Origin of the sequence: Cellulomonas sp. T2.31MG-18 (genome assembly GCF_964266755.1) — a bacterium.
Taxonomy (GTDB): Bacteria; Actinomycetota; Actinomycetes; order Actinomycetales; family Cellulomonadaceae; genus Cellulomonas.
The window spans coordinates 41,414-57,168 of sequence record NZ_CAXWGW010000002.1; the positions used below are offsets into that span (position 1 = coordinate 41,414).

Below are 15,755 nucleotides of genomic sequence, written 5' to 3' on the forward strand. Positions count from 1 at the left end.
CGCGACTTCGTGAGGCTGAGCGCGGCCTGCTGCGAAGTCGCGCTCTACTCCGACGCGATCCGGAGCGGGGGCAGGCCGTCGACAATCTTCATCGTCTCCACCGAGACCGTCGTCACCTTGCCGATCAGATCCAAGATGTACCGGGGGTTGCCGACCTCCCGGGACCAGTCGTTCGGGTCGTTCACGATGCCCGACGCCTTGTCCGTCTTGACCTGGTACCGGTCCAGGACCCACTCCAGCGCCGAGCGGGACCCAAGCATGTACCGGTGCGCGGCCTCCGGGATGCCGGAGATCGTGATCCGGGGGTTGTAGACGATCGTCGACTTGTCCACGTCCTTACCTTTGCCCGCCCAGCGCAGTCTTTTCACGGAGAACCAGTCGTACAGGTCGCCCGAGCCAGGCCCGGTTGGCTTGTCGCCCGTGATGGCGAGCGGGTACGGACCGACATCTTCATAGCCCACGTGCTGCTCGACCAGCCGGGCGCCGGCGTCGCGGAAGGCCGGGAAGTCGGTGACCTGGACGCGGGGAATGCGCGGCAGGGATCGCTTGAGGTCCGCGGCGAACTGGGTCCGGTAGTCGGGGGAGTGCAGCACGCCATACACGAAGGTGAAGATGTCGTCTCTTGTTATGTCGGACCCATACCAGGACTGGTACTGCTTGAGGGTTGCGTCCGTGATGTTGTCCACCCGCCTGTAGGTGTCGACGACCGCGGCGTCATCGAACTCGAAGGTGCCCTGCGCGGCGTGGTCACGCTCGACCTTCTCGTAAGTCCACCGCGCGAAAAACTGACCCGTATCGAGCATGTGGTAGTTCGGCACCAGATCTGTTGCCAGCAGGCAGAACGAGAAGTGCGAGCCGGGCCCGGTGAGGGTGAAACCCACATTCCGATATCCGGGTGCGGGGAAGATAGACGGGATCTGCGAGACCACTTCGTTGACGTCTCGGTCGAACCACATGGCCATGCGTGCGAACGGTCTGTAGGCGCCAGTCGTTAGTGCCCCTGCGCGCGGAGGTATGTGGCGACCTCGTCCGACCATTGCCCGAAGAGCCCTGCTCCAACTCACCCTGGTGGGGTCGGTATCGATGAACGACTCGACATGGTTGCGCGGGTCACGCATACCCTCACGCTTGACGAAGGCAGCGTAAGCGTCCACTTGACTGTTGAAGAACGAAACCATCCGCCCGACGTTCTGGGTCACAGTCGCGGGGGAGAAGTTGTATACCCACGGATCCCGCGCGGTGACTACCCCGGTCGACTGTCGAGCGAAGATCGCATCTCCTTGTCCGGCGCCACGCGCGATCGGCTGGAAACTGTCGAAGAGCCCGGTGCGCTGATTGAGCCAGTCCCCAGCGCTGTTCGGCTTGAGCTCAGACCAGGCCACCGTATCCATTGTCGATTCGTCGATGATGCGGAGCTTATCCTCACGGCTCAGGTAGTCGCCGATATCGCGGTACTTCAGGTCTGCGGGGCCAGCGTGCCTTGGATGCTTGACGAGCAGTGTGATGGCCGTCGTCGTTCTCGAGCCCGATCCGAAGACCTTCCCACCTTCGCGCCGTGACACTTCACCCTGAGTCGAAGCCTGGTTTCCCCGCAGATTGAACACGTAGATGGTTGTATAGTCGTCGATTAGGGTCTTACGGAGGCCGTCGGCCGAATTGGCGTCGATGAAGCCGCCATTAGTGACGAATCCTACGATACCTTGGTTGCCGATCCGGTCCGATGCCCAGCGGATCGCCCTGATGTACGAGTCGTAGGTCGTCCGCGACGACGTCGCCGAAGACGCTGCTGCGTAGGTTGCACCGATCTTGGCGTCCAGGGTCGGGTACTTCAAATTCTGCGCGTTGTCGTTGCCGCTGGTCTGACCGACGGAGTAGGGCGGGTTACCGATGATGACGCGGATGTCGAGTGCACGCTGTGCGACAACCCGGCCGCTGTTCTGGGTGAACACCGAACCGTCGTCCAGGTCGCCGTCCTCGGACATCTGGAACGTGTCGGTGAGCACGATCCCGTCGAACGGTGCATAAGGAACGCCGACGCCGACGTTCTCGCTAATGACATCGTGGTAGGTGGACTCGATGTTGATGGCGGCGATGTAGTAGGCGAGCAGCATGAGCTCGTTGGCATGTAGCTCGCTGGCGTACTTGCGTGCCAGGTCGTGAGGCTTGATGAGCCCGGACTGCAGCAGCCTGACGATGAAGGTCCCGGTCCCGGTGAACGGGTCCAGGACATGGACACCCTCGTCGGACAGGGACGCGCCGAACTCGGTGCGTAGCAGGTGGTCGACGGAGCGGAGGATGAAGTCGACAATCTCGACTGGGGTGTAGACGATGCCGAGCTGGTCGGCGGCGCGGGGGAACGCGAGCTTGAAGAACCGCTCGTACAGGTCCTTGATGATGCTCTGCCGGCCCGCGGCGTTGTCGATGCCCGCGACCCGGGTGCGCACGGAGGCATAGAAGTCGTCCAGGGGGGCGGTCTCGGCCTGCAGGTTGGTGCCTTCGAGGGCCTGGAGCATGTGCTCCATGACCTGGGCGACAGGGTTGCCGGTGGCGAAGTCGTAGTCGGCGAACAGCGCGGAGAAGATCGGCGCGGTGATCAGGTGCTGGGAGAGCATGTCGATCGCGTCGTCGCGGCTGATGGATTCGTTCAGGTTCGCTCTGAGCGCGTCGTGGAAGGCGTCGAACTCCGCGGTGGCGTGGCCGGCGTCGAGCAGCCCGACGAGGCGTTGGCGGTGCTTGTCGGCGATCGTCGCGACGTCGCGGGCCCAGTCCTCCCAGTACCGACGTGAGCCGACCTTCTGGACGATTCTGGTGTAGAGGGCGTTGCGGAAGTCCCCGAGGGCATCCAGGTCGAGCCAGCCCTGGACCCCCGCGCCGCTGGTGCCCTTGCTGGGGCTCGTCCCGTCCTCGTCGCGGTCGAAGCCGCCGACGCCGATGACGTTGATCCGGGCGTCGCGGTTCTTGTTGAGCTCGATCTTGTTGACCAGGGATTCGAAGCGTTCGTCGTGGGCGCGTAGCGCCTGCAGGACCTCCCAGACGACCCGGTACCGCTCGTTGTCGCGCAGGGCGTCCTCCGGGCGCATCCCAGCGGGGATGACGATCGGCAAGATGATGTACCCGTACTTCTTGCCCGGGGCCCGGCGCATGACTCGGCCGACGGACTGCACGACGTCGACCTGGCTCTTGCGGGGGTTGAGGAACAGCACAGCGTCCAGGGCCGGCACGTCGACGCCTTCGGACAGGCACTTGGCGTTGGACAGCACGCGGCACTGCCCGTCGGTGTCGTCCTTGAGCCAGGCCAGCAGCCCGTTGCGGGCAACCATGTTGTAGGACCCATCGACGTGCTCGACGGCCACCGGCAGCAGCGAGGTGTCGGTGCGGGTGGCTTCTTCCCGCATGCCGGTGTTGCGTTGGAACTGTTCGGCGATCTCGGCGAACTTCTCGGTGAACCGGCGTGAGTCCTTGATCGACCGGGAGAACGCCACGGCCCGGTGCATCGGTTCCGGGTCCGTGGCGAAGTCGTGCTCGGTGGCTCCGCGCTTGGCCAGGCCGTTCCAGCAGCCGACGATCTTGGCGACGTCGTCCACCTTCAGCTCACTGTTGGCCGGGTCGGTCAATGCGGTCTGCATGGTCTGGTTGATCGTGCCCTCGTCCACTGCAAGGACGAGCACCTTGTAGTCGGTGAGCAGGTTTCGGGTGACCGCCTCGTCGAACCCCAGTCGGTACAGCTCGGTGCCGTACAGGCGCTCGTCGTCCATCGAGGCGAGGACGGCTTGGGCCTGGCCGGCCTTGGCCTTGGAGTTGTCGTCGTAGATCCGCGGGGTCGCGGTCATGTACAGCCGCTTGCTCGCGTGCAGGTACTCGGCGTTGTGCACCCGGACGAACGCGGACTCATCGGGTTCCCCGGCCAAGGTGACCCCGGTAGTGCGGTGCGCCTCGTCGCAGATCACCAGGTCGAACGCACCCAGTCCCATGCGCTGCGCTTGGGCGACCACGTCGATCGACTGGTAGGTCGAGAACACCACGGTGATCCGCCCGACCGCGCTGGGGTCACCGGCGGTCGCGGCGAGCTTGGCCGCGTTCGTGGTCGGGGGGATTGGCAGGTCGACGGTGGTGATGTCCTCCTCGAACTGCCCCGCCTTGGTGTCCGAGCACACCGCGAACGTGCGCAGGGAGTGCTCGGCCTCGATCGACCACTCCTTCAACGCCTGGGACAGCAGCGCGATCGACGGCACCAGGAACAGCACCGACCCGCCCAGGGGAACCAGGTCCTCGGCGATCCGCAACGAGGTGAATGTCTTGCCGGTCCCGCAGGCCATGATCAGCTTGCCGCGGTCGGCCAGTGCCAAGCCCGCGCGGACCTTCTCCAGTGCAGTGCGTTGGTGGGCCATGAGCTCCTTGCGGGCCTTGACTTTGAGGGCGTCTGGGGCCTTCTGGTCGAACTGGGACCAGTCGATCGAGGAGTCCAGCAGGTCGGTGAGCCCGATTCGCTGCACCGGGATCTGCTGGTCCCGGATTGCCTGCTCGGCGTTCGGGCCCCACTTGTCCGTCGTGGTCACCACCAGCCGACCGGTGAACGGCTGCTTGCCCGACTCGGACAGGAACGAGTCGATGTGCTGCTTGGCGATGGTCGTGGACGGGTCGTAGAACTTGCACTGCACGGCCACCAGACCGCCGGTGTCGCGCTCGCGGGCGACCAGGTCGATCCCGGTGTCGTGACCGTGGTGCGCCGGCCACTGCGACCAGGTCCACACTTCGTCGTAGAGCGCCGACCACTGCGTGTCGGTCTTCAGGAACGCCTGGACCAGCCGTTCGAACTTGGTACCTCGCTCCGAGGTGCTCGTCGACTTGTACAGGTAGTCGTCCAGCAGGTCCTCGAGCGTGGTCACGATCTGCATCCTCCCTGATGCCCGGGCGTCCTCGGCTGGAACCGGGCTCGATTTGGATCGACCGTCCGGGGCGGCCACTTGACCCGGCCGCGGCTGCGTCCCCAGAACGGGTGGTGTGGCGTAGGCCGGCCTGGACGTGTCGGCGCCCGCCAGTAGGTTCCGGCTGTCGGTACGGGGTAGGGGGACGCATGGGATGGCAGGAGACGGTGCGCGGCCACACCGCATGGGCGGTGCACGGGACAACGCTCGCTCAAGCAGACCAGGACGAGTGGCCGGAGGACGAGACTGTCCGAGACGCGATCGACCGGGTGCGCTGGGTTCTGCGCGACGTGTGGGCGCGGTTCGAGGGCATGGACCCCCGGCTGGTCGCCAGCGCGACGCTTGATGCGCTCCAGTCGCAGTTCGCCCAGGCCCGCGACGCCCTGGTGAACCTGCGGAGCAACCCCGCCTATGTCCCCTCCGTGCATGCCGCCTGCGATGCGATCATCTCGAGCACTGCCACGTGGCCCCGGCCCCCTGCGGACGCGGACATCGCTGTGGTGCACAGGACCGCGACCGACTTCCAGGCGAACGCGGAGAAGGCGCTCGCTGGCTTGGTGGAGACCGTCGCGTCCGCGTCGGTGGAGGCAGACAAGACGAAGGCGGACTTCGCCGCCAAGTCCGATGCCCTCCAGGCGCTCCTTACGTCTCTCTCGGACCGCGTGGAAGCTCAGACCAGCAGGCTGGACGCAGGCCTCAACGCCTTGGGGACCCGCTACGACGAAGCAGAGGCGGCTCGATCCGACGCTGCCGAGGCCGCCGCCGCCGAGCGGGTGAAGGCGTTCGAGTCGGAACGCGAGCGCACCTCGGCACTGACATCCGCCCATCTGTCGAAGCTTGAGGTGATGCTCAACGAGGCCCGCACCACCCTGCAGGCCATCGGCGTCACGGCGACCGCGTCGCACTACGGGACGTACGCGGACCAGCAGCGCAAGGCGGGCTTCAGGTGGGCGATCGCCGCGGTGGCGGCCGGCCTCGGGTGCGCCGTCGGCGTCGTCTGGGCATTGCACGGAGTTGCTGCTGGCGGTGAGTCCTGGCAGTCGGCCTCGATGAAGTCACTGGTCAGCACCATCGTTCTGGCGGTCGCGGGGTACGCAGCGACGCAGTCCGCGGCACACCGACGCGAAGAGCGTCGCGCCCGCCGGATCCAGCTCGGTCTCGCGGTGCTCGACCCCTTCCTTGCCAACGTCGATGGGGACGATGTCAAGACGCTGCGTCTGTCTCTGGGAGCAGAACTGTTCGCTGCACCCGCCAAGGAGCAAGAACAGGGCTTCTCACCGCTCGCGTCGCTGCAGCAGGCGCTCACCCACAAGGCGTTGGCCGGCCGGGTGGAGGTCACCGCGAAGCTGAAGGACTCCAACGACGCCTGAGTCCCGCTCGTGCGCCAGCACCCAGCGTCGATGGGTCTGATCTTGGGACTGGTCCACCGCTGCCCTTGCGGCTCGACAGGGTGTGCGGCGACCGGCCGCACCACCCTGGGCGAGATGGCGCGGACCCGCGTGCTGGTCCGCTTCCAGGACGGCGGGTACGTCGCTCCGAACTGGCCGCGCTGAGCGGCCCTGACACTGCAGTGAGCCGGTCCACCCTCGTAGAAGCGCCGGCGCTTGGCACTGCCATCAGGGCCGGCCGCGGCACGGTGCTCGCGTGGAGTCCTCAACCGCAGCTCAGCCGCCCGCCTGGATGCGAACCGTCCCTGAGCACACGCTGGACCGTCGGGTCCTGAACCAGCCCACGTACTGGATCACCAGGCGCACCAAGATCCTTCCGGTTGCCGGCATGAGCCCGGCGCATCTGCGCAACGTGCTGGCGATGCTCGAGGGGATGGCCCGCGAATTGCACATTGCCGCGATCAGTGACCTGCTCATCGACGACGACAGCACCGGGTTGCGCGCGGAGCAGACCCTGTATGGGTTGACCGGGGGTTGTATCGCCACCGTCAGTGCCAGGGCGTGGCTGCACGCCACAGAGCTGGTCAGGGCCATCGACAGGGAACTGAGTAGGCGAGACAACGACTGAGCACCCGGCCCCTGCGGGGAGGCGCACCGGTGCCGGTCGGGGAGCTCGACCAGGTCGGCTCGCAGGCCGGGTGCGACATCGACGGCAACGTGGAGCAGGTCCGGCTGCTCGCGCGCCGGCAGCCGAAACGGTTCGTTGGTCTGCCCATGGTCTCGGCTGAGGGTCATCAGCGGTCACCGGAACGTCGGCTTGCAGATCACCTCCAGGGCTCGAGCCCGCTGCTTGGCCGCGGTGTCCGCCCAGGCGTCGCGGGCGTCGCTGTGTCTGTGCAGCGGGGATACGGCGCGCAGCCGCCGTGCGAGCAGTTCCCTCCGACGCAGAAGGCCGCGCTGCTACCGCGGAGGTGTCGGACGGCGGGTGTAGACGATGTCCGTGCACGCGGAGATCCCGCCCGGTCAACAGGTGATCGCTGCCGCGAACAACCGCCGCCACGAGAGCCGCGCGGCCGTCCAGGTCTTCGCCCGAGACACGCGCCTCGACGCCGACGCTCCACTGGTCTACCTGGCGCCCGGACAGGCAGACCAGCTGCGCCCTGACGCCCGAGCTGGTCACCTCGTCTGCCCCCTTGCGGACTGCCAGGACAGCACGTTCGTCGTGCGCGGCGGACTGGTGCGCCGTCATCACTTCGCGCATCGTGCTGGGGCAGGCCACCACACCGCCGAAACCATCGCCCACCACACCGCCAAGCACCTGGTCGCGCGGTGGCTGCGCGAGCAGTACCCGACCGCGACGGTCTATCCCGACACCAAGGAGGTCGAGACAGGCCAGCGACCGGACGTGCTGCTCGAACTCCCCGATGGCACGCAGGTGGCCTACGAAGTTCAGTTCGCGGACCTAACCGCAGGGGCATGGCAGGCACGCCGAGACCGCTACGCCAGTGAGGGCATCAAGAACGTCTGGCTGTTCGGCGGCCGGCGGTACGACCGTGCACCGGCCCCCGGGGTGAGCGGTGGGGACTGGGTCTCGCTGCACGGGGTGTTCCGCTCCGTCCTGGCCGAGCTGCACCCGATGTTGCTCATCGACCCTTTCGCGCAGACCGTGGCCCTCGGAGCAGGCGATGACGTCTTCGAGCTCCTCGTCGCCACGGACAGGCGCGGCTGGGGTGCACGCATGAGTGCGCAGGTCGGTCCTCGCCGCCTCCTCCAGGACCTTCCAGCCACCCGAGGTGTCCTCGAGGTACCCGGTGTGCGCCCGCTCCTGGAGGCCGCACGAGCAGAACGTGTCCGTCGAACTGAAGAAGAACGCCTTCAAGCAGAACACGCGGAGAAGACCCGAGCCGACGCCGAGAAGCGACGAGCGGAAGAGCAAGAACGCGAACGCCTCGAGCGTGAGCGGGCAGAACGACTCGATGCCCAACGGCGACTCGGCCGGGAACGAGCCGAGGAGGCCGCGCGGGCCGAACAGGCGCTCCAACTCGCTCGCGCGACGCAGGAAGCCGACCGACGTCGCGCGCTGTGGGCCGCCGAACGCTCTCGGGTCGAAGCCACGATTGGACCCCTCCCTGTGGCCGTCGACGCTCCGGTGGCGCCTGCGGAGCTCGCGGTGACTACCGCGGCGCCCGACGAGTGGCGCTGGCGCGTGCTGTCTGCACTACAGGCCAACTGGGGCTTCACGGTGAACCCTCAAGGACTGCGCACGCTGATCCCTCGGCGCGACGGAATCCCGACCAGCCAGGTCGATCCTCTCCTGGGGGACTTCCTCGTCCTGCTGAGAGCCCATGGATGGGTCTGGTTCTGGGGTGCACGACGCCCGCGCTCGGGCGAGGCGGTGCGTGTCCTGGCCGGCGTCGGTGCCCACCCGCAGCGTCCAAGGTCCGCGCAGCTGAAACCGCTACCGTCCGGACGCGTGTCCGGTCCCGGACCGGGCAATCACCCGTACTTGGACGTGGATGGGACCCCGAGCGTCGATCCCGTTGACCGCTCGCGCGCGGTTGGCACGGATGCGGCTTCCAAAGCGATGGAGTCCGCCCTCGAAGAAGAGCAACAGCGGATGATCCGAACCGCACTCGCTGAAGCCTTGCCGCCCGAGGAGGCGGGAGCTGACGCGAGCGGTGCACCGAATCTGATCGGCGTCTACCGGGCACTGCCCGAGGCGGCCAGATGGTGTGTGTCCAGAGACTGGCCGGTCTGGCGGCTCCCACCCCGGTTGCACGAGACCGCGAGACTCACGTTCTACGTCTTGGCCTTCGTCTACCGCGACCAGCCACAAGCCGACGTCCGCCTCGCCGACTGCTCGCCCGAAGATGCCCTTAGCGTCCTGGAGGAACTGCACCGCCAGGGGTTCGTGAGCCACGGCGCGCTCGGATGGCAGGCGACCTACGGCGGGGTGCTCTGACCCAGACCCTGCGGAGCGACGTCGACTCCGGGGTCTCTACCTGGGCCGCGCGCGCGAGTCCAGCGTGGGCAGGGTGTCGCGCTGCACGGGCTCGATTGATGTGCAGGCCCGCGGCGACCACCACTGGTAGGGGCGCGAACCGCCGTCGGGATCGGTCAGGTACACATGGCGCACCCCGACGGTGACCTCCTCGACGGGCCCGCCATGGTCTTCGACAGCAGCGAGTGGCACCCAGACGCCGTCGTACTCCCAAGCCGGACTTCCCGGGCCGGGTACCCGCAAGAGCATCTTCTTCTTGAGGTCGAGGTAGATGACCGAGGGTGAGCTGCTCTTGATCGCCCAGAGGCCGCCCTCGTTGAGATTCAGGGTCGTCCTGCTCGCTTCTGATTCTGTCGTCATGCGGCGCAGAGTGCTCACCAGTAGACCTGCGGCAGTGGGCGGTCTGCCTTGTCTAAAGAGGCTAAAGGACGCAAAGCGCCGAGTCTGGGTCGGCCGGAGCCCCTTCTCGTTGCGTCGTCCGGTAGTGCGGCGCAACGTGACAGTTCAGAAGCGAGCCGTCCTCGACGGCCGTGCAGGATCGCTACCCCTCCCCACCCCCGCGGGGCGCCGGCACTTGGGAACTGCGGCGGTCTGGTCTGGCAGTTCCCACCACGGCCGCCGGACGGGAGGCGCGATTCACCAGTCAGGAGGTCCACAGCTCTCGTCCGCCGACGATCGCGGTGGCGGTGCTCGTGACCGTGTCCAGGTGTACTTGCATCACGTCACCAACCTTGACCCCGTAGGCGCCGAACACCTTGTGCCACCCCCAAGTCCAGGCGTGCTTCTCCGACGTGCGGATCTGTCCGATCGGGGTGCCGTTCGGTCCGCCTACGGTGAAGGTCCGCTCGCCGAGCTGCTGGCGGAGGTGGTCCTCGAAGCCGATGGCGCCTGCCAGGAGGAAGGACGTCGACACGTCCATTGTCAGCAGCAGTCCACCGTCGCTCGCCCACGCCCAGTCCGTTCTGTGAGCCTCGCTGTCCAGTCGTGCCTTGGCGGCCCGCTGGATCTCGTCGACCAGGGCAGGGCTCGGGTGGGCTCCCCGCAGCCCCCATACGTTGGTCCCGTAGTTGTCCATCCACTCCGCGTACGTCGTCCACACCCCAGCGGTGCCAGGGGCCGCACCGACTGCCAGCCACGCCTCCATCAGCGAGTTGCGGTCCATGACCTCGCCCGGTACGGCCTTCAGGACGTCGATCATGATTGCCGCGATCGGGCCCTGGACCTGGTGGTAGTCGAGCGGAATGACGGACTCGACCAGGCCGTCATCCGTTAGGCGGAAACTCTTGCTTGCCTTGATGAACTCGAGCATCGCCGCGCCCGGCGGGACGATGTCTCGCTGGCGGAACTTCTGGTTACGTCGCAGGCCTTCGTGAAGGGATTCGATCGTCTGCGGGGAGTTGACGGACAGCATCGACTTCAGCTGGTTGACCATCGAGTTGGTGTACGTCGTTGCTTCGTCCTTGACGACCCACAGCCACTCGCCGGCCCACCGAACCCCCGAGTTCTTGCGGAGGACTCGCAGTACATCCTCGATGTCGGCCGCCACCGTCGGCGTCGATAGCTCCTGGCGAACGTTCTCCGCAGTCGTCATGCCGAATTTCGAGGTGTGCTTGGAGGCGACACGCGCAGCGTCTGTGACGAGCGCTTCACGCTCGTCGACCAGCCACCCCCCACCGACTTTGAGGGTGGTCCCGGTCACCGCGGCGACGTCCACGTTCAGCAACTCGACGAACTTCAATACCTGCGCCGCGGTCAGATCGAGCGTCGCGAGCCCGGCGGGCAGCTGACGACCGACGGGCTCGGCGACGGGTGACTGCTCCACCAGGGCCCGGAGCACTGCGACCATCTGCGGCAACCACCGGCCGCGGAGCTTCGGCTCGAGCTTGGCGGTGACCTGCCGGACGCGCTCGCGGGTCACCCCTACCAGTTTGCCAGCCTCCTCCAGCGTGGCCGGCGGTCCATTGAGGCCGAACCGTGCCTTCACGCCTTCGGACCACTCCGGCGTTGGTGCCCTTCCGAACGTGGCGATGTACGTCCGCCATACGAGGTAGTCCATAGCGCCCTCCAGCGTGTCCGCGAGCACGAATTGGGCGGTGGTGATCGCCGAGGTCAGGTCCTCCTCCGGCAGCAGGTCCTGGTCGACCGCCTGGCGCAGGCTGACACCGGCCGGCAGCACGAAGAACCGTGGGTCGTTGCCGGTGATCGCGTCAGCGTGAGGCTCCAGGTCCTCCGGAAGCCGAATCGTCATGTTGTTGCTTGCCCCCTACTGATGCGTCGCTGCTGGAATGTGACAGTCCCCATTACGAGGTCGCAGATGAGGTCGACCCGGTCGCCAGGCCGGGCCCCGATGGCCGAAAGAGCAGCTGCGAAGCCCCACGCCTTTGCACCGCGAACGATCATGACGCCGGCCACCGACGGAGCTGTGATTGCCAGTTCGCGGCCCTCGACAACCTCGGCGATCGGAGCGGGGATAGAGACGACCGGGCTCGGTGTCGCAGGCATGGAGATCTGCAGCACCAGCTCGCCAGCTGCCGTCCACGAGTACGTCGTTGGGCGACGCGGGGCACGCCGCTGAGTCGGACTGACGGCGACCGGTCTCCGAAAGTGCCGGGATCGTTCCGGGGACGGGCGGAGCGCCCACAGACCGCGCCCGGGGTTGATCAGCGCCGGATGGTATGTCAGCACCGTTGACGCGCTCGACGCAGCCAGCCCTGCGCGCTCGGCCAACGCCAGGAGGTCTTGGCGGGCCAGCCCGGCCGGTACTTCCGACAGCGACTCCAGGAGAAACTGGTCAACCTTGCCAAGCTCGACCGGCCGGCCTGTTGCCTCGACAACCTGCGGGCCGCCGAGCACCTCGGACGCGCGGATCTGAACTCCCGGCAGCGCATCGACCCACGCCTCAACTACCGTCACGTCGGCGGGCAGGCTCCCGTAGGGCGCCCTTCCCTTAGCTCGTCCCCAAGCAGCGAGCAGGTCCGCCCAAGGCAGCGGGCCGGTCATGGTGACCAGGCGCCTAAGCTCCCGCCCGGCAGGGTTGTCGACCAGATCGGTGCGGGCCATCCATACACCCGACGGCCTGCGAAGTACCCAGACCACACCGGATCGCAGCAGGTGTGGGAGAACCCGTGCTGCCGCATCGGTTCCGAGTGCGGCGGTCACGTCGTGCGGCAACCCGTCGCTGAGCAGCGAGAGTGCTCGCGACGCGGGCATCTGGTCGCCGTCGGGTGCAAGGAGCTCGTCACCGAACCGCCCGGGCAACGGCTCAGGGAGCAGGTGCCCCGCCGCCAGCGTCGCCCACAACGGCAGCAGTGCACCGTCCGCCCTCACAAGTCCGGCGGTGACTGCACTCGACTGCGCCTCGATCACTTCAAGGCGGCCACCGTGCTCCCGCACGAACCCGGCGAGAACATCCGCGACATGTGCCACCCGGCCGTCCTTCGCCAGGTCGGCGACGAGCCTGTCGCGGTCGCGGCGCACGCTCTCGCGGGACACCTGGGCGGCCGCGGCCGCCTCGGCCAGGGTGGCTGATGGCTGGCGAGGTCCGAGCCCGAGGACAGCCATGGCAGCGCGCGCCCGAGCGGGCGGCCAGGAGGCGGTCACCTCCCGTGCTACCTCCGCGACCGCGAGGTCAACCGGCTCTATCGGCTGCACATATACATCCTTGCATGCTCGTAGTAGGTGTGTCAGGCTGCTACCGGTAGCAAGTGTGTCGAGAAGGGTTGGCGCATGGCGGAGCACCTGACGAAGAAGGACGCGGTCGTAGTGGCTTTGGCCTCGTTGGGTGGCGCGACGTCCGCGGTCGACACCGAGGACGTCGCGATCGCGGCGCACCGGCTGGCGCCTGTCGCATTTGGTTGGCGCAAGCACACCGAGCACATCGACCTGGACACCGTCCGCACCTCGCTGCGTCACGAGGCCGAGTCGCGCGAGGCGCGCATCGGCGGATCGATCCGTACCGGCTGGCACCTGACACCTGCTGGCCAGGCCTGGCTCGCGTTTCGGCCCGCGCTGCAAGGGCAGAAGTCCATCACTGTCGCTGATCTCCCGGCCGCCACCGCGAAGCGCCGAGCGGAGACCCGGGAGGTCTCTACGGCGATCGATCGAATCCGCAGCTCCGCGGCATTCAAGCAGTGGATCAACGGCCACGAGTTCAGCGATCGGGCCGCTGCAGCCGTCTTCCGCATCGATGAATACACCCCGGCCCTGGAACGGTCCCGCAAGACCTCGCGCATCAACGTTCTGGCCAGCGGCGACGACGAGGTCGCCGCCTTTCTCAAGGTCGCGATCCCGACGGCGCTCGCGCTGCGCGCTCCGGCCGCCGCACAGACCCAGCAGCAGAAGGACGAACGGTGAACACCCTGAAGATCAAGTCCCATGTTGGACGGGACATCCTGCAGTCCGCACAGTCGTTCAGGACCCCCGAGGCTGCGATCTGGGAGTATGTCGTCAACTCCCTGCAGTACGTCGACAAGGGCGTCGGCGCCACGGTGAAGGTCACCCTGGACCAGAAGGCCAAGAAGGTCACCATCGCTGACAACGGCTCTGGTATGGACCGCGATGGCCTGGCGCACTTCTTCACTATGCACGGGGAGAACCGGGAGCGCCGCAAAGGTGTGCCCGGCCGCGGCAAGTTCGGCACAGGCAAGTCTGCCGCCTTCGGCATCGGCTCGGCCCTGACTGTCGACACCGTTCACGATGGGGTCCGTCAGGTCGTGTACGTGGACCGCGCCATGATCGACGCCGCGGACGGCAACGAAGTCCCTGTGACCTTCCTGAAGTCCGACGAGCCCGCGCCCGGTGAACCGAACGGGACTACGGTGACGATCAGCGGGGTCAGCGTGAAGCTCCCGCGCGAACCGGTCGTCTCGCTCATCGAGCGGTACTTGTCTGCCTTCCAGACGTCGTCGCCGGTGGTCTTCGTCAATGACCAGGTGTGCGAGATCGCCCGCCCCCAGGCGGCGGTCACTCGCACGTTCACCCCGCCGGCCAACCTGGCCGACACGCTTGGCGACGTCGAGCTGGTGGTGAAGGCGGCCCTCGCTCCGCTTGACGCCGTCCAGAAGGGCGTGCAGGTCACCGTGGGGCCGGGCAACCTGGTAGCCGTTGTGACTGCCGGCGTCGACGTGAAGGAGTACGGCAACCGCCTGTTCGGCACCGTCGACGTCCCCGCACTGGACGACCCCAAGTACGACCCCGTCAGTGCGTACGGGAACAATCGTGATCTGACACTGAATGCCAGGCACCCCGTCGCGCTGGCCCTGACGGCATTCATCGGCGGCAGCCTGGAGCAGGTTCGCCTCGAGCTGGTCGAGGAGGCGAAGCGCGCACGCGAGGACGCGGACGCTAAGCGCCTCCGGGAGACGACGAACGCGATCGAGAAGGTTCTGAACGCCGACCTGGCCGACGTGCGCGACCAACTCGACTCCACCATGAGCAACGTGCACAAGCGCACGCCGCTGCCCGCGTCAGCGGCCGGGGACCAGCCAGACGAGACGAGCACCACCCCCAGCCGCGACGGCGAGACTCCGGGAGTCGTTGACGGCATTCTGGGCACGTTCGAGGACATCCCCGATCCGAACGTGAACGCGACACATCACAGTGAGCCGACCCCGTCCCAGAACCCCGGCGGGAATGACGCTTCTCCGGCGGGCCGGCCCGACGACGACGGCGACCAGCAACTGACCGTCGCCGGCAGAGCCGGACGCCAGCGTCCCCGGGGTGGGATGCAGGTCAGGGCTGACTACCTGGGCGCTACTTGGGATCGATCGCACTGGGACGTGGAGTCCAGGGTCATCACCATCAACCTCGACCACCCCGTAGTCATCGCAGCCAAGGCGCTTGACGACGGCGAGGCCTCGTTCCATCGCCTGTGTTACGAGATCGCGTTCACCACGTACGCCATCGCGCTGGCCGACCTGTTCTTGGAGCGGGATTCCGCACTGGCACCGTCGGATGTGACGTACACCGTGCGTGACGCGCTGCGACGAGTGTGGGCGAACGCCGGTGCGCTGTACGCGGCCTGAGGGTCATGGTGTGGGCTCACCGCGCGGGTAACGCAGACGGCACCTGATGCGCGCGAACGGCCGAGCGCCGGTCCGCCGAGGGTGCGCACGGCGTTGTCGCACGCGGGGGGGCTCGGCCGGGTCGGTACCCGTACTCCATCACTGGTCGGCGCACGAACGAGCGCGGCGTCGGCCAGCAATGGTGCGTCCTACACCCCGCCGATGAACCGCACGTGGCGGGCGCGCGTAATGCCTTCGTCGTTCTCGGAGCTACTGCGTGGCCAAGCGCCTCCGCCCGCCACCGCGACGCATCGTTCGCCGCAGCACCCACTCGCGCCGACCTTGAACGAGAGCTCGAGCCCCGAACCCGAGTGAGAGAACCCCACACGCAGCCCCGAACTGCCAGTTGCCAGATGCCGCGAGCAGAGCGGCGGCTACG

At 67.2% G+C, this 15,755-nt stretch carries 9 protein-coding genes; 5 read left to right on the forward strand and 4 right to left on the reverse strand.

All coding sequences use genetic code 11. The annotated features are described in order from the left end of the window. Nucleotides 1-44: 44 nt before the first annotated feature. Nucleotides 45-4,895, reverse strand: coding sequence for a DEAD/DEAH box helicase (locus ACFQTY_RS08040; protein ID WP_378099222.1), 4,851 nt, complete (start codon nt 4,893-4,895; stop codon nt 45-47). A 179-nt stretch (nt 4,896-5,074) separates the two neighbouring features. Between ACFQTY_RS08040 and ACFQTY_RS08045 the strand changes: the two genes are divergently transcribed. The 3 genes from ACFQTY_RS08045 (at nt 5,075) to ACFQTY_RS08055 (ending at nt 9,275) form a co-directional block, all read left to right on the forward strand. Next, the gene (locus ACFQTY_RS08045; RefSeq protein ID WP_378099224.1) at nt 5,075-6,295 is read left to right on the forward strand and encodes a hypothetical protein; all 1,221 of its coding nucleotides are present in this window, start codon (nt 5,075-5,077) and stop codon (nt 6,293-6,295) included. Nucleotides 6,296-6,569: 274 nt separating this feature from the next. Next, nucleotides 6,570-6,941 carry a hypothetical protein gene (locus tag ACFQTY_RS08050; RefSeq protein ID WP_378099225.1) on the forward strand — a complete coding sequence of 124 codons (372 nt, stop codon included), beginning with the start codon at nt 6,570-6,572 and terminating at the stop codon, nt 6,939-6,941. 372 nt (nt 6,942-7,313) lie between these two features. Further along, complete coding sequence (locus ACFQTY_RS08055) at nt 7,314-9,275, forward strand: competence protein CoiA family protein (protein WP_378099226.1); 1,962 nt, start codon at nt 7,314-7,316, stop codon at nt 9,273-9,275. Between the two features lie 36 nt (nt 9,276-9,311). Here ACFQTY_RS08055 and ACFQTY_RS08060 read toward each other — a convergent pair whose 3' ends face one another. The 3 genes from ACFQTY_RS08060 to ACFQTY_RS08070 form a co-directional block, all read right to left on the reverse strand. Continuing rightward, nucleotides 9,312-9,692, reverse strand: coding sequence for a hypothetical protein (locus ACFQTY_RS08060; protein ID WP_378099227.1), 381 nt, complete (start codon nt 9,690-9,692; stop codon nt 9,312-9,314). A gap of 265 nt (nt 9,693-9,957) precedes the next feature. Next, a complete protein-coding gene (locus ACFQTY_RS08065) occupies nt 9,958-11,562 on the reverse strand; it encodes a hypothetical protein (RefSeq protein WP_378099229.1) in 1,605 nt (534 codons plus the stop codon). Then, nucleotides 11,559-12,965 (reverse strand): hypothetical protein, encoded by a 1,407-nt coding sequence (locus tag ACFQTY_RS08070; protein WP_378099231.1) that lies wholly within the window; start codon nt 12,963-12,965, stop codon nt 11,559-11,561. The genes ACFQTY_RS08065 and ACFQTY_RS08070 overlap by 4 nt, the downstream gene beginning before the upstream one ends. 75 nt (nt 12,966-13,040) lie before the next feature. Between ACFQTY_RS08070 and ACFQTY_RS08075 the strand changes: the two genes are divergently transcribed. Continuing rightward, nucleotides 13,041-13,667, forward strand: a complete 627-nt coding sequence (locus ACFQTY_RS08075) for a hypothetical protein (protein WP_378099233.1) — start codon at nt 13,041-13,043, stop codon at nt 13,665-13,667. After that, nucleotides 13,664-15,337 (forward strand): ATP-binding protein, encoded by a 1,674-nt coding sequence (locus ACFQTY_RS08080; protein WP_378099235.1) that lies wholly within the window; start codon nt 13,664-13,666, stop codon nt 15,335-15,337. The genes ACFQTY_RS08075 and ACFQTY_RS08080 overlap by 4 nt, the downstream gene beginning before the upstream one ends. Nucleotides 15,338-15,755 lie beyond the last annotated feature (418 nt).